Genomic DNA, 18,880 nt, shown 5'->3' on the forward strand with positions numbered 1-18,880 from the left:
CGGCAACAGACGTACGGGAAAGGAGGGTGATACGGCGCCGGGGAAGGCAGGGATGCGACCGCATATTCCGGAAACCTGTCCGACAACGACATGGTCAGGTTCCACACAACAAGGGGGTACAGGGATGGTATCCAAACGACTCACCGGAGCAGTGGCACTCCTCTTCCTGGCGGCAGGCGCCGCCGGCGCGGCGGGCTTGACCGTCAAGGAACAACTGGGCAAAGACATCTTCTTCGACACCAACCTCTCCATCAACGGCAACCAGTCATGCGCGGACTGCCACGCCCCCGAGGCGGGGTGGACCGGGCCCACCTCGGAAGTCAACGCCCACGGCGCCGTGTATGAAGGCTCCATTGCCGGGCGCTTCGGCAACCGCAAACCACCCTCATCGGCCTACGCCACCACCGCGCCCATCCTCAAGTATATCCGTCAGGGCGGCGGCATGTTCGTGGGGGGTAACTTCTGGGACGGCCGCGCCACCGGCGAAAAACTGGGCAACCCCGCCGCCGACCAGGCCCAGGGGCCGTTCCTGAATCCGCTGGAGCAGGGGCTGCCCGACTCGGCCTGCGTGGTCCACCGGGTCTGCACCGCCACCTACGGCACCGCCATGGAAACCCTCTGGCCCGGCTCGTGCGCCATTGCCTGGCCCGCCGACGTGGCAGCCGCCTGCGCCACCGAAGGGACCGTCGTGAACCTCGATGCCCCCAACCGGGCCGCATCCGATCTGGCCTACGACTACATAGCCCTGGCCATCGCCGCCTACGAAGGCTCGACCGAATCCAACGCCTTCACCTCCAAGTACGACGCCTTCCTGGCCGGCAAGGCATTCCTGACGCCCGAGGAGAGAAGGGGGCTCACCCTCTTCAACGGCAAGGCCAAATGTGCCCGCTGCCACGTGAATACCGGCCGCGCGCCCCTCTTCACCGACTACACCTACGACAACCTGGGCGTTCCCCGCAACAGCGAGAACCCATTCTATGAGTCCGCCTTCAACCCACTGGGGATCAACTGGATCGACCAGGGGCTCGGCGGCTTTCTTGCCTCCCGCATCGATTACAGCCGCTTTGCCACGGCCAACCTCGGCAAGCACAAGGTGCCCACACTGCGCAACGTGGACAAGAAAACTTCGCCCGACTTCGTCAAGGCCTTCGGCCACAACGGCTACTTCAAGAGCCTGAAGGAGATCGTCCACTTCTACAACACCCGCGACGTTCTCCCCACCTGCGCGCCCGGCTCCCCCGGCGAAAAGGTGACCTGCTGGCCCGAGCCCGAACTGGCGCTCACCATGAACACCACCGAGCTGGGCAACCTGAAGCTCTCCGATGCCGAAGAAGACGCCCTGGTGGCCTTCATGAAGACCCTCACCGACGGTTATCAGCCCTGACCGACCCGTTGCACCGCCCCGGACCGCCCGGTCCGGGGCACATTTTCGCCCGCCTCGAGCCCGTTCACAAACCAATGGATAATGAACCCGCAATCTGCTAGTGATACGAGCACAATTCCCCTTTGCGAGGTGACCCGGGATGAAACTCGTATCCTTCAACGTCAATGGCCTGCGCTCCCGTCTCCATCAACTCGAAGAACTGGTCCGGACCCATCGGCCCGACATCATCGGCCTCCAGGAAACCAAGGTGCAGGATGCCGACTTCCCCCTGGCCGCCGTGCAGGCCCTGGGCTATCACGTGATCTACCACGGCCAGAAGACCCACCACGGCGTGGCGCTCCTCTCCCTCCAGCCGCCCCGCGACGTCCGGCTCGGCCTCCCCGGCGACGGCGACGAGGCCCAGAAGCGCTTCATCGGCGCCACCTTCGACCTCCCCGCCGGGCCGCCCCTGAGGGTCATCAACGGCTACTTCCCCCAGGGCGAAAGCCGCGACCACCCGGTCAAGTTCCCGGCCAAGGAACGCTTCTACGCCGACGTGCTCGCCTACCTGAAATCCTCCTGCGACCCCGACGCCCCCCTGGCGGTCATGGGAGACTTCAACATCGCCCCCGTGGACCCGGACATCGGCATCGGCGCCGACAACGCCAAGCGCTGGCTCCGCACCGGCAAGACCAGCTTCCTCCCCGAAGAGCGGGCCTGGTTCGCCGCCCTGCGCGACTGGGGGCTGCACGACAGCTACCGTGAACTCTACCCCGACATCGACGACCGCTTCAGCTGGTTCGACTACCGCAGCCGCGGCTTCGAGTCCGAGCCCAAGCGGGGCCTGCGCATCGACCACATCCTCCTCACCCGTCCGCTCCAGCAAGCCTGCCGCGCCGCCGGCATCGACTACGACATCCGCGCCATGGAAAAGCCGTCCGACCACTGCCCCGTGTGGGTGGAGGTGGATGTGTGATCATCGCCTGAAACACGGCCCGAGGTTGCGGCGTATAGGGGTTTTCCTGATTGAACGGAGATGGTAATTGATTTATGAAAGGGTGTTAGTGATGCGTGGAGTGAATTGATTCGGGTATGGGAAAACTAAGGCAGGTCCCTGCTTCCCTCGACGAGCAGGTGGACGGAGCAAGTTTTCTGGGAGAGAGGCGGAGTCTTACAATGCCGATTTTACCGACAAAAGTGAGGTTCTAAGCGCTGGAAATGAGTTCTTTTGGGACTATTATGATGTTATTTCAGTTGGTTACCTTGGTCCGACCCGCAAGAGGTCTCCCCAAACTGACAACGCAAGTCAAACTGAGGCTATCAGCGAGCAAACTTCGACATCAGACAAAGCTGAAGCAACGGGGAGAAATCTACGAATTGCCAACCAGGAAGAAGCACCGGCCTAAAACCGCCGGTGTCCTCCCACCACGTTGGCATCATAGGTCAACACCATATCAAATAGCATCTACATATCATGGGAAGAGGATTAACTATAATGAATCGATATTTTTTTAGAATGTGTTGTAGTCTCTTCATATGCATGCTGGTATCGAGTTGTGGAGGGCAGAATGAGGGCAATCAACAACCGCGAAATACTCAATTACAATTCTCCGCTGGCATAGGCTATCCGGTGCCTGCAACCGCTTTTACAAATGCATTCGGCGATATTGCTACTGGTGACTTGAATGGTGATGGCCGAAACGATGTTGCGGTAATTGAGGCAAATGGCAGTAAAGGAATCCTTATTTATTGCCAGAATGCAATGGGCGCACTAAATGAGCCACTGATAATTGATTCATCGTTACAATTAAGTGGAATCACCGTTGGCGATGTTAATAATGATGGTTTGTCAGATTTAGTGGTTAGTGGAGACGTACCAGGACTTCCAGAATTACGTGGCAGAACTAAGGTTTATATTCAGAATCGATCAACACATGCTCTCGATCCAGACCAGGAATATGCTCTTTCAACTGATACAGCAGGAACCTTAGCTATAGCTGACCTAAATAGTGATGGTCGCAAGGATATTGTGGTAGCAAGTGTGCAGGGAAGTAATGGGCTGTTATCAATCTTTTTTCAAGAAACCGGTGGGCTAGGCGCTGAGCAAACCTACACCTCAGTTCCGGTTGTATATGGAGGAGAGGTTCATGTTGCGGATATGAACAATGATGGACGCAATGATATCATCGTTCAAAGCGACCTAAAGCAATTGGCGGTAATAAAGCAAAGTTCGCCGGGGATATTCAATGCAACACCCGATTATTACACAGTTCAAACAAGTTACTGGCCAGATTTTAGATCATTTGCTGTGGGAGACATTAACGGCGATGGTCTAGCAGATATTGTTGCCGCTGACCCTGCAAGTAATGGTCTCAATATATTTGTTCAAAATTCCACTGGAAGCATAACCGGCCCTCAGATTCTTCAGTTAACGCCCCTAACTGCGCAAGATGAAATTAAAATTGCCGACATGAACTGGGATAGCTTGAATGATATCGTGATATTGAGTGAGCATAGCAAAGTACAAATACTGCCTCAGACAGCAAATCACTCTTTTGACACCTTTAAATCATTCGATTTACAGACTCAGTTTTCTGGAGGGACATTTACTCATCAGGCAATGGCACTGATCGATGTTACTAGCGATGGAATGCCTGATGTCATTGCTACCTTATCAGGAGGAGGGTTATTTGTTCTACCAACGAAGTAATAAGAAAAAAGGGGGGAAGGTCATGAGGAGTTGCGTCTCCAACTTTCAGTAAATGAATAGAATGCAAATCGTCTCGCAGGGCTTCTCCGCTGCGTATCCGGCACATGGGTCACCGTGAATCGGGTCGGACCAAGCTAACATAACGATATTTCAACAATTACACCTCATTTTTGGGAGATTTTTACCCTTAGAAGCGCATTTTCAGGGTCATAATTGAGCACTTAACATGGCACGAGCGAATCGGCACTACATACCGGGTCAGGTGTGGCACATCACACACCGATGTCACAAGAAAGAGTTTCTTCTCAAGTTTGCCAGAGACCGGCGTCGGTGGCTGCACTGGCTCTTCGAGGCGAAGAAGCGGTTCGGGCTGCAGGTTCTGAATTATGCCGTCACCTCAAATCATGTTCATCTGCTGGTAGTGGATACGAAACCAGAGGTCGTGGCAAAGAGCATCCAACTGATCGCCGGAAGAACCGCGCAGGAATTCAATCAGCGGAAAGATCGAAAAGGGGCGTTCTGGGAAGATCGGTACCACGCAACCGCGATCGAGAGAAACGAGCATCTCGTCCGTTGCCTCGTTTACATCGATCTGAACATGGTCCGCGCCGGTGTCGTAACGCATCCAGCGGAATGGGAAATGAACGGATACAACGAGATTCAGAATCCGCCGGACCGATACGCCATTATCGACAGGCACAGTCTTTTCGATGCTTGCGGTTTCCCGGATTACGGGAGTTTTGCCGAACAGCACCGTAAATGGGTTGAGGATGCACTGAAGAAGGGCATGAATCGGGAAGGCCATTGGACCGAAAGCATTGCAGTCGGCAGTTCGGCTTTTATCACAGACACGCAACGGAAGATGGGGTGCAGCGCCAAGGGACGGAAGCTGGAAGAACAGGTGGACGGAGCGAGTTTCCTGAGAGAGGATGCGGAGCCTTACCATGCCCATTTTACCGGCAAAAGTGAGGTTCTAAGCCCTGAAAATGCATTCTTTTGGGACGATTACGATGTAGTTCCAGTTGGTTAGCGTGGTCCGACCCTCAGGAGTTCCTGCTATCAGCAGGTTACCTGGCTTCTGCGTGCAGTTTAAGTCCAAGTGCCGCAATGATTTTAAGGATGGTATCAAAGCTGGGAACCCGCTCTCCTGAAAGTGCCTTATAAAGACTTTCGCGGGAAAGACCGGCATCTCGTGCAACCTGCGACATCCCCTTGGCGCGGGCTATGTCTCCGAGTGCCTTGGCGATGAAGGTCGCATCGCCATTAGCCTCTTCGAGGGAGGCTTCAAGGTAGGCGGCCATTTCCTCCGGAGTACGGAGATGTTCGGCGACGTCATAGCGACTGGTTGCGGTTTTGGTCATGTTCAGCTCCTATAGGTTCTGTGCGAGGCGGATTGCCGCCTTGATATCCCGAGACTGGCTGCCTTTATCGCCGCCGGCCAAATTCGCTTCCTCGCTGGAAGAAATAAACTCGGTAACCAGGACCGTAGTCGATACGCATTTCCGAGATTCCATCGCCGACCGGTTTGACGTCTCCGGGATTTCCGGACGCAAGCCGCTCAATCCTCACGAGGACCCGAGCCTTGGCCTTTACATCACGAAGATTGTCAAGCCATTTGGCAAACAGTTCGGTTTTGCGGATTTCAATCATGATTATACTGTAGCCAGTTGGCTACAAGCTGTCAACCCATAATACAGCAGTAACCATGCTCAGCCGTTGGACAGACCCGCAAGGGGCGGGGCAGCCTCAGTAAGGTGAACATTGTGAAGCGATTGACCCTGTCGACATCCTGCACGCTTATGGCGGTGATCTTTTCACTGGTGTTCACCATCGGAGTCACTGGCGCCCGTGTCGAACCGACCGCCACGGTCGCCCACTACTCACGCAAGGGCGATAAGAACCCTCCGCCGGCCAAGGCGTTTCCGATCCTCAGGGAGCCCGGCTCCACCACGGCGAAATTCTACTGCGGCGACAGGATCGTGGCGCCCGGAGATACGCGGGCAGGGGTGATCGAGAAGTGCGGCGAGCCGGCCCGGAAGGAGCAGCGGCGGGAAGAGCGGGTCCAGGCGGTGACCCGCGACGGGACGTTCCTGACGACGGTGACCACTGAAGAGTGGGTCTACAACTTCGGGCCCGACCGTTTCCTCTATCACCTGAAATTCCTGGATGACCGGCTCGTGGAGATCAGGACGGGCGAGTACGGATACTGATCCGACTGGATGCACGCCGGCCCGCAGCGTTGGGATGTTTGCCGGAAACCGTTTCTGAAGTGTCGAGACAACACCGATTCACACAAGGACAGCCATGATCAGCGCCGAATTTCTCATCACCTCACTCATTGTCGTCCTCATTCCCGGTACCGGAGTCATTTTCACCGTTTCCACGGGGATCGCCCAGGGGCGCGCGGCCAGCGTCTACGCGGCGCTCGGCTGCACCGCCGGGATCATCCCGCATCTGCTGGCGACGATCCTGGGGCTTGCGGCGCTCATGCACACCAGCGCGCTGGCATTCCAGACCCTCAGGTACGCCGGGGTGGCGTATCTGCTCTATGTGGCCTATGCCACGTGGAAAGACACCTCTACCTTTGCCCTGGACAGCACCCCTTCGCGACGCTCGGCGTTGTCACTGGTGGTGAGGGCGCTGCTGCTCAACATCCTGAATCCCAAACTGACCATCTTTTTCCTGGCCTTCCTGCCGCAATTCGTCAGGCCCGGCCCGGCCGGCCCCCTGCCGCAGTTGCTGGTCCTGAGCGGCGTGTTCATGGCCATGACCTTTGCGGTGTTCGTGGTCTATGGTCTGCTGGCCAATGCCTTTCGTACGGTTGTGATCGAATCGGAATCGGTCCAGGCCTGGTTGCGCCGAAGCTTCGCCGGCGCGTTTGCCGCTCTGGGCGTGCATCTGGCTTTTTCGGAGAAGTGAAGTGGAAGGCTGATGGAGTGAGAGCCTGAGAATATTCCGCAGGGGAGTTCCGATCGTCTCGCAGGGCTTCTCTGCCATTTATCCGGCGCATATATGCTTCAGAAAATACCGTGAGCGGCCAATGCTCATCTGCCATAGGGCGCACTTCATACCCTAGTCAGTATCTTCAACGGCCACATTGGCACCGGAACAACCTGCTATGACGCACCCTATCGAGATATCCCCAAATCACGACCTCATCCGCGACAGGCTGAGGCTCTGCCTGGATTCCGCGAGGCATGACACGGCTACGTTTGCCATGCTGACGGTTGTTCTGACTCCGATATTCATGGTGGTGGGAACGATATTCCTTGTTTTCACGCTGATGATTGTAGACGTGCCGCTAGTAGATCATCTTGGGTACGACGCGTCCGTGGCGACCGGAGCCAATCTGTCCCTCGCGTTCATGGCGGCTTCGTTCTTTTTGAGGCCAACGCAGGATTGCCAGCGAGGACGCAGAGGTTATCCGTGGTTCGTCGTCGGCGCATTACTGTTTTGTGTCCTGCTGGGAATATCTTACGGTACGACGCTTCCTGCCACTGCGCCGGGGCTGTTCTGGTCTCTCTATCTTGTTTTCGCTCTGGCCATGCTGGGGTGTATCGGCCATGTCTATGAGCCGCACGATGATTACTATGTGGGGTGGGTAGCTGGTCCGATCCTTATCGACGACCCCTTCACCATTGAGGATGATATTGACCGGGCACATCTTTCCCTTGGGCTTGTCGGAGCGCTCTCGCACCTGATCATATCCTCCTATGGGGAGATATTCGGAAGCCTCTGGCTGTGGCGCGGGCTGAACGATCACGAACTGTCGGCTTCGGTGGAGTTTCTTAAGGCGCTTGCCGCAAAGGACTCGAACCGGGCACGGACGCGAATGCTCTCGGTCGGCAACGCGTCTGCACGCGACATCATGCGCGCTCTGCAGAAACTTGAGATGATCCTTGTTGTTGACGGCGCTCCCCGGCTGAGCATGAAGGGACGGGAGTTGCTCGGGCTCAAGCCATGATTGCCCGGTCGATGAGATACGCTACGAAGTTGCGAAGTTAGGTTAACCCAGACTCCACACCAGCGAGCCGTTATCACCAATGTCCATGAACAGCGAACCCACACCCGCCGAAGCATTCTTTCTGGAAGGAAACCGCCTGCTGGCGGCTAGCGAGTGCCGCGCCGCGGAGGCCTGTTTCCGCGAGGCACTCGCGCTTGCGCCGGATTTTGCCGAGGCCCATGCCAATCTCGGCATGCTGCTGGACCAGGAGGGGATGGCGGCCGAGGCGGAGCGCCAGTACCGGCTGGCCTTGGCGCTGAATCCCCGCCTGGGGCATACGCATTCCAACCTGGGTGTGCTGCTGGCGAACCAGAAGCGGTTCGAGGAGGCGGAGAGCGCGTACTTGAGCGCCATCGAGCTTGAGCCGGACAGCCCGGCGGCGTGGTCCAACCTGGGGGTGCTGCAGGCCTGCCGGAAGCAGGAACGGGAGGCGGAGGAAAGTTATCGCACGGCCCTGCGGCTGGACCCGGACTATCACCGGGCATCGTTCAACCTCAGTTACCTGCTGCTGCGCCAGGGCCGCTTCGACGAGGGGTGGTCCCTGCTGGAGAGCCGGAACCGGCGCTGGTTCGCCCGGCTGGAGGAGCATCTGCCGTGCCCCCGCTGGCGCGGCGAGGATCTGCAGGGGCGCTCCCTGTTGATCGGCCTGGAGGCTGGGCATGGGGATATGATCCAGTTCTGCCGCTACGCGCCGCTTCTCAAGGACCGGGGGGCGGCCCGGATCACCCTGGTGTGCCACGTGGCGCTGAAAGACCTCTTGAAGACCCTTGACGGTGTTGATACTGTTATCTCCTTTGACGAGATCCTGCCGGATGATGCGTGGGACTTCTGGACCCCGGCCATGAGCATCCCCTGTTATTGCCGGACCCGTCTCGATTCGATCCCCGCCCGCATCCCGTACCTGCACGCCGATCCCGGTCTGGCCGAGCAGTGGGCGGCTATGCTGGAGCGGGAATGGGCCGGGCCGGAAATGCGGATCGGCCTAGCGTGGAAGGGAAATCCCCATTTCGAGAACGATGGGGACCGTTCCCTGCCGCACCTGAAGACCCTGGAGCCACTTGGCGCCGTGGCCGGGGTGCGGTTCTTCAGCCTGCAGAAAGGGGCGGGCGAGGAAGAGGCGGCCCAGCCACCCGCCGGCCTGCCCGTGGTGAACCTGATGCGGCATATTGCCGGCTTTGCCGACACCGCCGCCCTGGTGGCCAACCTGGATCTGGTCATTACCGTGGATACCGCCGTGGCTCATCTGGCAGGGGCGCTGGGCACGGAGTGCTGGGTGCTCCTGCCGGAGTACCGGACCGATTGGCGCTGGCTCACCGGCCGGACCGATTCGCCCTGGTATCCCGGGGTCATGCGCCTGTTCCGCCAGCCCCGCGTGGGAGACTGGGAGACGGTGGTGGCCGAGGTGGGGGAGGCGCTCCGGTTGTTTGCCGCACGTCCCCGCAGCCCGCGGGGGACGCGTTGAGCGGCATGATCACGCCTTGAGCCTGATCATCCATGCGTACTGCAGGGGGAACCGGCGGGCGGGATGGCCCGGAGAATAGGGCGGAAGGGGGATATGACCAGTGAAGCTTACCGCGGATGTGGTTTTGCAGATAGCTATGGAGCTGGAACGGCGGGGCCGGACATTCTATGAGTCGCTGGCCATCGGCTGCGGCAACGGGCGGATCTCCGCGCTGGCCGCCGCACTGGCGAAGGCGGAGCTTGATCACCTGGAGACCTTCACGCGGATGCGGGAGAGGTTGCCGGAGAGCATGCGCGGCCCGAACCTGACGGACGAGGAACTCATGACGGCGGCGGACCGCGTGCGCAGGATGGTTCTGCCCCGGCCGGGCGTGGTGAGCGAGACGGTCATCGCCTCGAACCTGGCCAAGGCGCTGGACATGGCGATAGTCATGGAGGCGGATTCGGTCGCCTTTTACGCGGAGGCGGCAGCCGGTCTCGATGGAATTGATGCCGATGTCATCGCGGCGATTGTGGCCGAGGAGAGAGAGCACCTTGTGATGCTCCAGGAGGTGCGCAACCTGTGTGCCGCGGTGTTCACCGAATAGCCCGCGCCTGAAAGGAACGCAGCCGACATGGAACGATATCTGGCGGAGTCGGACATCATCGACTGGAAGCACCCGGACATTCTGTCCCTGGCAGCGGCGCTCTCGGCCGGTTGCCGCCCGGCGAGCGAGATCGCCGGAAGATGCTTTGAATGGGTGCGCGACAATGTCCGTCACAGCTGGGACTATCAGCTCAACCCCGTGACCTGCACGGCATCGGACGTCCTGCGCCACCGGACCGGGTACTGCTATGCCAAGAGCCACCTGCTCGCGGCGCTCCTGCGGGCATGCGGCATCCCGGCGGGTTTCTGCTATCAGCGGCTGAGCCTGGACGGCAGCGGGGCGCCCTACTGCCTGCACGGCCTGAATGCGGTATTCCTGCCGGAGCATGGCTGGTACCGGATCGATCCCCGGGGCAACAAAGAGGGGATCGATGCCCGGTTCACCCCCCCGGTCGAGCGCCTGGCATTCTCGACGGACGACAGCCTGGAAGCCGATCTTCCCGAGATATGGCCGGAGCCCCTGGACTGCGTGGTCTCGGTGCTGCGCCGCCACGACGACTATCGGGACGTGTACGCCAACCTGCCAGACGTTGAGCTGGTGCGGACGATCAGCGTCCGGCCCTGCGCCGCACGGTGACCGACTCGCCGCCGATCCCCCAGTTGTCGGTATCCACCTCGTCGATCACCACCACCGTGGTGGCCGGATTCTTTCCCAGGACATCCACCAGCAGCTGGGTGGCCCCCCTGATCAGGGCCGCCTTCTGTTCCGCCGTCGCTCCTTCCCGGGTGATCTTGATGTTCACGTAGGGCATGGTACCGTTCTCCTCTCGGTTATCGTGCGGGTTGCCATATCCACCAGAATTCTACACCACTGATCCACGCCAGGTGGTGTTTCTTTTTGGTGCAGTGAAGGGCGGTGCCGCGCAAGGACCCGTCGCAGTCGGTGAGGGGGGCACTACGCAGCCAGGCTGTTGTGAGACGGCCGAACCGGGAGTATCTTCGGGGATGGTCGGTTTAGGTGGTGTTAATCTAAGTTGGCGATATATTTGCATGCTGTTTGCTGCGGAGTTGCAGGCGCGATGCGCCCGCCGCGGACAGGGAGACGATGTCCATGCAGGTCACGAGCCTCAAAGCAAAATTCATTTCCGTCATCGTCCTCATCAGTTTAGCGGTGGGGGGGCTGACCCTCTTCGCCTTTGACACCAGCACGTCCGGCATCATTGACGATCTGGCTCTCCGGTTCGCTACCAAGGAGGCGCTGCTGGAGAAAAACAAGGTCATCTCCGTCATCGAGCGGGAGGTGGCACTGGCCCGGATGATGGCCCGGGACGTCACCCTCAGGCACTGGGCATCGGACGAGGGGAACCGCGAACTGCAGCGCGCGGCCTTTGCGGAGCTGGAAAACTACCGCACCCTCTACCGGGACAAAAGTTTCTTCATTGCCCTGGCGGCGTCGAACCATTATTACGTCTATGACAAGCGAAACGGACACGGCCGTGTCGAAATGGTGACACTTGACGGGTCCAAGCCCCACGATCGCTGGTTCTTCGAGGGGCTTCGCTCAATCGACGACTACGCCCTGAACCTGGATTACAACGCCACCCTGCAGGAGATCAAGGTCTGGTTCAACGCGGCCATGACCGACGGCAGCGGCCGAAAGATCGGCATCTGCGGCGGCGGCATCACCATTTCCGACTTCCTCAATCAGGTGGTGCACACCCGTCAGAAGGGGCTTTCAACCATACTGATGGACCGCGCCGGGGTGGTGCAGGCCCACGAGGACCGGAAAGTGGTGGAGCATAACGCCAACACCCGCGACGTGGACCGAAAGATCACGATCTTCACCCTCATGGGCGATCCGGCGCGGGAAGCGCAGGTGCGGGGGGCCATCGAGTCCCTGGCGGCCGGGCGGAGCGAGGTGGAGGCGTTCCCGGTGCGGTTCGGCGGCAAGAGCTATCTCATGGCGATTTCGTTCCTGGAGGGGATGGGCTGGTTCAACGTAGTTCTGGTCGACGTATCCCGCGTCATCAGCATGAAGCAGTTCCTCCCCATCATCGCGGTCATGTCCCTGTCGCTGCTGTTGGGCATCCTGGCCATCGGCTTCCTGATAAACCGGATGGTGCTGACGCCCCTGGGGAGACTGTCCGCCGCGTCCCGGGAGATTGCCGCCGGGCGGTACGATATTTCGCTGCCCGTGACCGGCCGGGACGAACTGGGGGAGCTGACCGGCTCGTTCAATGCCATGAGTGCCATGGTCCTGGACCACACCACCAATCTCGAAGCCAGGGTCAGGGAACGCACCGACGAACTTTCCGCGGCCAACCGACTGCTGGAGGATTCCCAGCGCAGGATCATGGAGAGCATCACCTATGCCCGCATGATCCAGACCTCGATCCTGCCCGACCGGGAGTCGCTGGAGCGCTGCCTGGGCGACCATTTCATCCTCTACCGGCCCAAGGAGCCGGTTGGGGGGGATTTCTACTACCTGCGCGAGTTCCCGGACCACTTCCTGCTGGCGGTGATCGACTGCACGGGCCACGGCATTCCGGGCGCGTTCATGACCATGACCGTTAACGCGGTGCTGAACCACGTGGTGGATGTCTGCTGCAACGACGATCCGTCCCGCATCCTGGCGGAGCTCAATCGCGTGCTGCGGAACACCCTGCACCTGCGGGACGTGGATGCCGGACTCGACATCGCTCTCTGCATGGTGGAGCGGCGAGCGGGCCGGTTGACCTTCGCCGGGGCGGGGCTTCCGCTGGTGCTGGTTTCCGGCGGAGAGGTGCGGGAGGTGCGCGGTGACCACCAGCGCGTGGGCTACAAGGGCTCCCGGATCGACTACCGGTACACCAACCATGTGCTGACCCCGGCAGCCGGAGACAGCTGCTACCTGACGACCGACGGCCTGCTGGACGAGCCGGGCGGAGTCAAGGGATACGGTTTCGGCTCGGAGCGGCTCAGGATGATCCTGGCCGATCATGCGCACCTCGCCATGCCGGCCCAGGCCGAGGCTGTCGAGGCGGCCCTGGACGCCTATCGGGGCGACCATCGCCAGCGCGACGACATTACCTTGGCGGGATTCCGTTTCTGACGGTCCGCCGGGACGCCGCGAACAGTGTTCGCGCCATTGCTATCAACAGGGAGGAATCATGGATCTCTTTCAGCTCCGGGAACAGTTCTCCAGGGACGGCATCCTCATGTGCTTCAACGGCCCCTTCTCTCACAGCATCATCGAGGAGATCGGCATTGCCATCAGGAACCACTTGGCCGCCGAGAACATTGCCCGCATGGCGGTTCAGGACGTGTTCGCCGTCTACATCGAGATGACCCAGAACGCCCGCAACTATCTGACCCGCCGGGACATCTCCCCGGCCGAGGCCGGTTCGGCCACCATCGTCATTGCCCGGCGGGACGAGTTCTACTCCGTCACCTCGGGCAACGTGATCCTGAATGATGATGTGGAGCAGCTGCGCACCCGGATTGACCACATCAAGGCCCAGGCGCCGGACGAGCTGAAAAAGCTCATCCGGCAGCAACTGCGTGCCGAGGTCCAGCCCGGCGCGATGGGGGCGGGCATCGGCCTCATGGAAATGGCTAAGCGGGCCTCCGGCCGGCTGGAGTACAGCGTCCGCCCCGTCGACGGCCGGCATTCGTTTTTCACGCTGACAGCGCACATCTAGGAGGCTCCGCATGCGAGTGTTCGATACCATACAGCAGACCGTCTCAACGCCCCTGGTCAGCTATGAGCCCGGGGGGCGGGTCCTGGCGATTTCGGGCGAATCCTACCCGGAAAACTCCTTCGAGTTCTACGCACCCATCGCCCAGTGGGTGAAAGCGGCCCTCGCCGATCCCGAGGGGCTCACGCTGGACATCAACGTCAGCTACATGAACAGCAGCAGCACCAAGTGCATGCTTGATCTGCTCGACCTGTTCGAGGACGCCTACGGCCGGGGAGCAGCCGTGTCCATCACCTGGCGCTACGACAGGGAGAATCCCCGGTCCCTTGATCTTGCAGAGGAGTTCAAGGAAGAGGTCACCCTGCCGTTTGCCATCGTGGAACTGGAAGAATGAGGTGGGTATGCCGCGAAAGAAGAAAACCGTCGAAGACCCCGCGCTGACCCGTGCCTTGAAGGTCATGGAGGCGGGCGCGTTGCCGGATGCTGACCTGGCCGCCGAATTCGCCACCCTGGCCGAGAGTTACGGGAAGCTGCTGCGCAAATTCAACAAGACGCTCGTGATCAGCGATGCCTACGAGGCCCAGCATCAGGCAATGGCCAAGAAGCTGGAGGAGGCCACCTGGAAGTATCGTCAGTTGAAGGATGTGGCGCTCCCGATCTGCATGTACTGCAAGAAGATCCGCTCCGACGACGACTACTGGCAGCGGCTGGAAACGTTTTTCTGCAACCATGCCGATATCATGTTCAGTCACGGGATCTGCCCGGACTGCATCAAGACCGCCTATGAGAAGATGGGGATGAACAGGAGGGCCATGCCGCTGCCGGATGCTGCCGTGACCGGACAGCCGGCGGCGTCTCCCGAGCGGCAGCCGGTGGAGGACGACGCCCTCAGGGAGATGCGGGCGCTGGTGCGCCGGAGTGCCTTTGACGGGAGTCCGGTTGCGCCCGAGGTGGAACAGTTCGTCGAAAAGTACGGCAAGCTGCTGCGCCGCTTCAGCAAGATCGTCTCCATCAGCGACAGCTACCAGTCACAGCTCCGGGAGCTCAACGCCCGGCTGGAGCTGATGGCCCGCACCGATCTTCTCACCGGTCTCGCCAACCACTGGGAGATGGTGATGCGACTGGCAGCGGAGCAGAGTCGTTCGGAGCGAAACGGGAAGGTCTTTTCGATCGTGCTGGCGGATATCGATCACTTCAAGAAGGTCAACGACACCCACGGGCACCAGGCCGGCGACCGGGTCATCCGGGGGATCGCCGACACCCTGCGTACCAATATCCGCCGCGAAGACATCTGCAGCCGGTGGGGAGGGGAGGAGTTCCTCATCATACTGCCGGAGGCGGATTTGCCGCGGGCCGGGGCCGTGGCGGCGAAGCTCCTCGCCAAGGTGCGGAATACGGTGGTCCCGTGGGATGGGCGCGACATCCGGGTCACCGTGAGCATCGGCTATGGCACCAGCGAACCCGGCATGAGCGTCGATGAACTGATCAGGCGAGTCGACGATGCCCTCTACAGCGCCAAGGCCGCGGGCCGCGACCGGTTCGCCGCGGCCGGTTCCCGCGCCGACGTCTGAGCATGTCCCCTGCGGAGGCGCCGGTCCCGGCCCTCCGCATCACCCCTGCAGCGCCTCCCTGATTTTTCCATCCAGTGTTGTAATGGTGAATGGCTTCTGCAGAAAGTGCAGGTCCTGTCCCAGCTCACTCCGATTGGACAGGATGTCCGAAGTGTAGCCCGACATGAAGAGGATTTTTATGTCCGGATTGGCCGCGCGCAGCTGGACTGCCAGGTCGTGGCCGTTCATACCGGGCATGATGACGTCGGTAATCAGCAGGTTGATGGACCCCGCATGTGTCACGGCACTCTGCAGGGCCTCCTCCGGCGAGTTCACCGGCAGAACCTTGTACCCCAGCTTTTCGAGCATTGCTGCGCCCATGTGCATGATGGCTGCTTCGTCTTCTACGAACAGGATGGTTTCCGTCCCGCCGATAATCTCGGGCGCTGCCGGGATCGGGGCATCGGTCGGGGCGCTTGCGGCGGGGAAATAGATACGGAACGTGGATCCGTTACCCGGTAAGCTGCTGACCCTGATCTGGCCGCCGCATTGCTGGACTATGCCGTAGACCGTTGCCAGTCCCAGGCCGGTGCCGTGGCCCAGTTCCTTGGTGGTGAAGAACGGCTCGAAGATGTGTTCAAGCAGTTCCGGCCCGATGCCGCAGCCCGTGTCGCTCACCTCCAGCAGCACGTAGTCGCCGGGGGGGATGTCGTCCGTGCCGCTGGCCTCCCCGAAGGTTCCATTCGAGGTCTGGATGTTGATCTCCCCCGTGCCGGCAATCGCGTCCCGGGCGTTCACGCACAGGTTGACCAGGATCTGGTCCAACTGGGAGGGGTCGATCTTAACCCGCCTGAGGTTATAGCCCGGATTCCAGCCCAGCTTGATATTTTCGCCCAGCAGCCTGCGCAGCATCTTGAGCATGCTGGTAATGGTGTCGTTCAGGTCCAGCACCTTGGGCACGATGGTCTGCTTGCGCGAGAACGTGAGCAACTGCTTGGTGATTTCGGCGGACCGCTTGGCGGCGCCCTGAATCTCTTCCAGGTTGTGATACAGGGGATTGTCCCGGTCCGTCTGCATCAGCGCGAGCTCGGTCCGGCCGATGATGATGCTCAGCATGTTGTTGAAATCGTGGGCCACGCCGCCGGCCAAACGGCCGATGGAATCCATTTTCTGCGCCTGGAAGAGCTGTTGCTCCATTCTGCGGTGTTCCGTGATATCCAGGGCGATGGAGAGGAGCCGTTTTCGGCCCGCAACGGGGATGATCGTTCCCCAGTACTTGCAGAGCACCTTTGCGCCCGATTTGGATCGCGTCTCCAGTTCCAGATCCTGGATCGAGCCGTTCTTCAGCATCATTTCCTTCAACCGTGTCCGGTCGGATGCACCGAGCCACCCGAGGGACACGGCGGTGTTGGCCAAGACCTCTTCCCTGCTGAAGCCGGAGATGTCGAGGAACCGCTGGTTCACATCCAGGTACCGGCCATCCTCGATGGTGCTGATGGTGATCATGAGCGGGGCGTTGTTGAAGGCCGACGAGAATTTCTCGTCGCTCTCGCGGAGCGAGTCGTGGACTTGCTTGCGCTCGGCAATATCCCAGACGAGGTCCGCAAAACGGGAAACAACGGCGATGTCTTCCCGGGTGTAGTCGGTCTTCTTGTTACCGATGCCGAGGATTCCGGCAATCTTGTCATGGCGCATGATCGGCATGGTCAGCTGCCGGTTCACCGGGGCGTGCCCGAGGGGGAGACCCTTGCGGTGGGGCAGCGACGCATAGTCATTATGGATGACCGGCTGGCGCAGAGAGGCACAGTCGGTCCAGACGCCGGCCCGGCTGATGTCGTAATGCCTGTGGCTGCACTCGGCCGTACACAGTTCGGCCGTGCGCGAAGACCAGGCATGAAGGGTGATGGTGCGCTGATCCTCCTGCAGCAGATGGAAAAAACCGAGTTCGCTGCCGGTAAGCTCTTCGAGACGGTCGAGCGTCTCGGTCAGCAGTTCGTCCAGCGAGTGGGAAACGCTGTACTCGATGAGGTGCGTCCTGGCCAGCAGGAGCTGTGCCTCCTTTTTCTCCGCGGTGATGTCCCGCCAGATGCAGTGGTAGACGTTCTTTCCCTTGATGTGAGAATACTGGGCCCTGACCAGGATGGACCTCTGCTCGCCCTGCTTGGTGCGCTGCAGGGTTTCGAACTCGTCGTATCCGTCGCGCATAATTTTCTGAATGCGGTTCCTGGTTTGCTCCGGCGACTCGACGATGTCGATGTCGGATATCTTCAGGCGGCTGAACTCTTCCCGCGTATAGCCGAGCTGACGGCAAGCCTGGTCATTGAAGTCGATGAGGGTGGCGTTTTCGGGGTCGATGATGACGACGCCATAAGGGTTCTGCTCGAAAAGCGTGCGGTGGAGAAGCTCGCTTTCCCTGAGCCGGTCCTCCAGTTGCTTGCGTTCGCTGATGTCCGTGCAGGCTCCGCGGTAGCCGACCAGGGTTCCGTGCTCATCCAGTATCGGCAGGGCGTTGGTGCTCATCCAGATGGTCCTGCCGTCCACGGCCACAACGGGATGAACCACCTCTTCCACTATCGTTTTGCTCGCGAACATCTCCAAAAACGATGTCTTGAATCTCTCGCGCCCCTCTGTGGGGTGGATTTCGTAAAAACGCATCGCACCGACCAGTTCGTTCGGTAGATACCCGAACACCGACTCGACCACGGGGCTCACATAGGTGAACAGGCCGGTCACGTCGATTTCCCAGGTGATGGTGCGGCTCTGGGCGGCAAGCTGATTGTAGCGCGCTGCACTTTCCTCGAGTTCCTTTTCCAGCTGATACTTCTTGTGCCGTGCGGAGAGCAGGCCGCCGAGCAGCGCCGTGCACAGGGGGTAGATCAGGATGACGGGGAGGGCGAGAGACGCCATGGTCCTGGCAATGAGTTCCGTGGGCAGGAGCAGCATACACAGGATCATCCCCAGGTGGACCACCACGCCGAACAGGTACAGCTCGCCGAATGAGAATGCCTTTGCCTGCCGCAGCCGGTAGTGCCGCCACGCCAGGCCGCATGCGCCGGAAAGGACGATGGTGGTAATTCCCATTGCCGTCCCCCCGCCGCCGAGGGCAAGGCGGTAGGTAGCGGCGATGGCCATGGCGATTACCGTGGGAATGGTGCCGAAGAAGAGGCCGGTAAGCCCCAGTAGGATGGTGCGGGTGTCGAAAATAATGCCGGGACCGAATATGACCGGTGTCGCCATGAGAGCCACCGCAATGGCACCGGTGGTGACTCCCGAAACTATTCGGTTCATCAGGGGTGTCTGAATGTTCCGGCGGTAGGACAGGATGTCGTAAATCAGACCCAGCGACAGCAATAAGGCGGCATTGTTGACAAGCCCCAGGATGATGCGTTCATTCACCATTGCACCCGTGAATTGACCTCGCGATGCACTGCGGACACCCATACTACCACAGGTAAATCGCGGGCATACATAATTTTGTTAACGAGATGCGAATGCGTATACGAAAACCATGCCATGCATGGAATGTCTGG

Annotated in this window: 17 protein-coding genes and 1 pseudogene; 14 read left to right on the forward strand and 4 right to left on the reverse strand. The window is 60.1% G+C overall.

What is annotated here, in order from left to right; genetic code table 11:
* The first annotated feature begins 124 nt into the window (after nucleotides 1–124).
* The 4 genes from GS_RS07675 to GS_RS07690 all read left to right on the forward strand — a co-directional run bounded on the left by GS_RS07675 (nucleotide 125) and on the right by GS_RS07690 (nucleotide 5,103).
* Nucleotides 125–1,384 (forward strand): cytochrome-c peroxidase, encoded by a 1,260-nt coding sequence (locus GS_RS07675; protein ID WP_010942185.1) that lies wholly within the window; start codon nucleotides 125–127, stop codon nucleotides 1,382–1,384.
* A gap of 139 nt (nucleotides 1,385–1,523) precedes the next feature.
* Complete coding sequence (gene xthA / locus GS_RS07680) at nucleotides 1,524–2,339, forward strand: exodeoxyribonuclease III (RefSeq protein ID WP_010942186.1); 816 nt, start codon at nucleotides 1,524–1,526, stop codon at nucleotides 2,337–2,339.
* 564 nt (nucleotides 2,340–2,903) lie between these two features.
* The gene (locus tag GS_RS07685) at nucleotides 2,904–4,073 is read left to right on the forward strand and encodes an FG-GAP repeat domain-containing protein (RefSeq protein ID WP_235045003.1); all 1,170 of its coding nucleotides are present in this window, start codon (nucleotides 2,904–2,906) and stop codon (nucleotides 4,071–4,073) included.
* Nucleotides 4,074–4,299: 226 nt separating this feature from the next.
* Complete coding sequence (locus GS_RS07690) at nucleotides 4,300–5,103, forward strand: transposase (RefSeq protein ID WP_010942188.1); 804 nt, start codon at nucleotides 4,300–4,302, stop codon at nucleotides 5,101–5,103.
* A 37-nt stretch (nucleotides 5,104–5,140) separates the two neighbouring features.
* Here GS_RS07690 and GS_RS07695 read toward each other — a convergent pair whose 3' ends face one another.
* Both GS_RS07695 and GS_RS07700 read right to left on the reverse strand, forming a co-directional pair.
* The gene (locus GS_RS07695) at nucleotides 5,141–5,434 is read right to left on the reverse strand and encodes an addiction module antidote protein (protein ID WP_010942189.1); all 294 of its coding nucleotides are present in this window, start codon (nucleotides 5,432–5,434) and stop codon (nucleotides 5,141–5,143) included.
* A gap of 9 nt (nucleotides 5,435–5,443) precedes the next feature.
* Nucleotides 5,444–5,723 (reverse strand): annotated as a pseudogene (locus GS_RS07700) (type II toxin-antitoxin system RelE/ParE family toxin).
* 113 nt (nucleotides 5,724–5,836) lie between these two features.
* On the opposite strand from GS_RS07700, the gene GS_RS07705 reads away from it, so the two are divergent.
* The 6 genes from GS_RS07705 (at nucleotide 5,837) to GS_RS07730 (ending at nucleotide 10,760) form a co-directional block, all read left to right on the forward strand.
* On the forward strand, nucleotides 5,837–6,283 hold the full coding sequence (locus GS_RS07705; RefSeq protein WP_010942191.1) for a DUF2845 domain-containing protein: 447 nt from the start codon (nucleotides 5,837–5,839) through the stop codon (nucleotides 6,281–6,283).
* Between the two features lie 94 nt (nucleotides 6,284–6,377).
* Complete coding sequence (locus tag GS_RS07710; RefSeq protein WP_010942192.1) at nucleotides 6,378–6,992, forward strand: LysE family translocator; 615 nt, start codon at nucleotides 6,378–6,380, stop codon at nucleotides 6,990–6,992.
* 199 nt (nucleotides 6,993–7,191) lie between these two features.
* Nucleotides 7,192–8,037, forward strand: a complete 846-nt coding sequence (locus tag GS_RS07715) for a hypothetical protein (RefSeq protein ID WP_235045004.1) — start codon at nucleotides 7,192–7,194, stop codon at nucleotides 8,035–8,037.
* 85 nt (nucleotides 8,038–8,122) lie between these two features.
* Nucleotides 8,123–9,538, forward strand: a complete 1,416-nt coding sequence (locus GS_RS07720; protein ID WP_235045005.1) for a tetratricopeptide repeat protein — start codon at nucleotides 8,123–8,125, stop codon at nucleotides 9,536–9,538.
* Between the two features lie 100 nt (nucleotides 9,539–9,638).
* Entirely contained in the window at nucleotides 9,639–10,124 is a 486-nt protein-coding gene (locus tag GS_RS07725; RefSeq protein ID WP_010942195.1) for a ferritin family protein, read from the forward strand.
* 27 nt (nucleotides 10,125–10,151) lie between these two features.
* Complete coding sequence (locus tag GS_RS07730) at nucleotides 10,152–10,760, forward strand: transglutaminase-like domain-containing protein (RefSeq protein WP_010942196.1); 609 nt, start codon at nucleotides 10,152–10,154, stop codon at nucleotides 10,758–10,760.
* On the opposite strand, the gene GS_RS07735 is transcribed toward GS_RS07730, so the two are convergent.
* Nucleotides 10,732–10,935 carry a 2-hydroxymuconate tautomerase family protein gene (locus GS_RS07735; RefSeq protein ID WP_010942197.1) on the reverse strand — a complete coding sequence of 68 codons (204 nt, stop codon included), beginning with the start codon at nucleotides 10,933–10,935 and terminating at the stop codon, nucleotides 10,732–10,734. The genes GS_RS07730 and GS_RS07735 overlap by 29 nt on opposite strands.
* 299 nt (nucleotides 10,936–11,234) lie before the next feature.
* Here GS_RS07735 and GS_RS07740 point away from each other — a divergent pair, with 299 nt between their 5' ends.
* From GS_RS07740 to GS_RS07755, 4 genes are read left to right on the forward strand one after another with little or no spacing between them, the layout of a single operon-like run.
* Nucleotides 11,235–13,214, forward strand: a complete 1,980-nt coding sequence (locus GS_RS07740; RefSeq protein WP_235045006.1) for a SpoIIE family protein phosphatase — start codon at nucleotides 11,235–11,237, stop codon at nucleotides 13,212–13,214.
* Between the two features lie 58 nt (nucleotides 13,215–13,272).
* On the forward strand, nucleotides 13,273–13,803 hold the full coding sequence (locus GS_RS07745; protein ID WP_010942199.1) for a SiaB family protein kinase: 531 nt from the start codon (nucleotides 13,273–13,275) through the stop codon (nucleotides 13,801–13,803).
* Between the two features lie 10 nt (nucleotides 13,804–13,813).
* On the forward strand, nucleotides 13,814–14,194 hold the full coding sequence (locus GS_RS07750; RefSeq protein ID WP_010942200.1) for a DUF1987 domain-containing protein: 381 nt from the start codon (nucleotides 13,814–13,816) through the stop codon (nucleotides 14,192–14,194).
* Nucleotides 14,195–14,201: 7 nt separating this feature from the next.
* Nucleotides 14,202–15,371, forward strand: coding sequence for a diguanylate cyclase (locus tag GS_RS07755; protein ID WP_010942201.1), 1,170 nt, complete (start codon nucleotides 14,202–14,204; stop codon nucleotides 15,369–15,371).
* Nucleotides 15,372–15,410: 39 nt separating this feature from the next.
* Here the strand turns inward: GS_RS07755 and GS_RS07760 are convergent, their stop codons facing one another.
* Entirely contained in the window at nucleotides 15,411–18,749 is a 3,339-nt protein-coding gene (locus tag GS_RS07760; RefSeq protein ID WP_010942202.1) for a PAS domain S-box protein, read from the reverse strand.
* Nucleotides 18,750–18,880 lie beyond the last annotated feature (131 nt).

It is taken from the genome of Geobacter sulfurreducens PCA, assembly GCF_000007985.2.
In the GTDB taxonomy this organism is placed as follows: Bacteria; Desulfobacterota; Desulfuromonadia; order Geobacterales; family Geobacteraceae; genus Geobacter; species Geobacter sulfurreducens.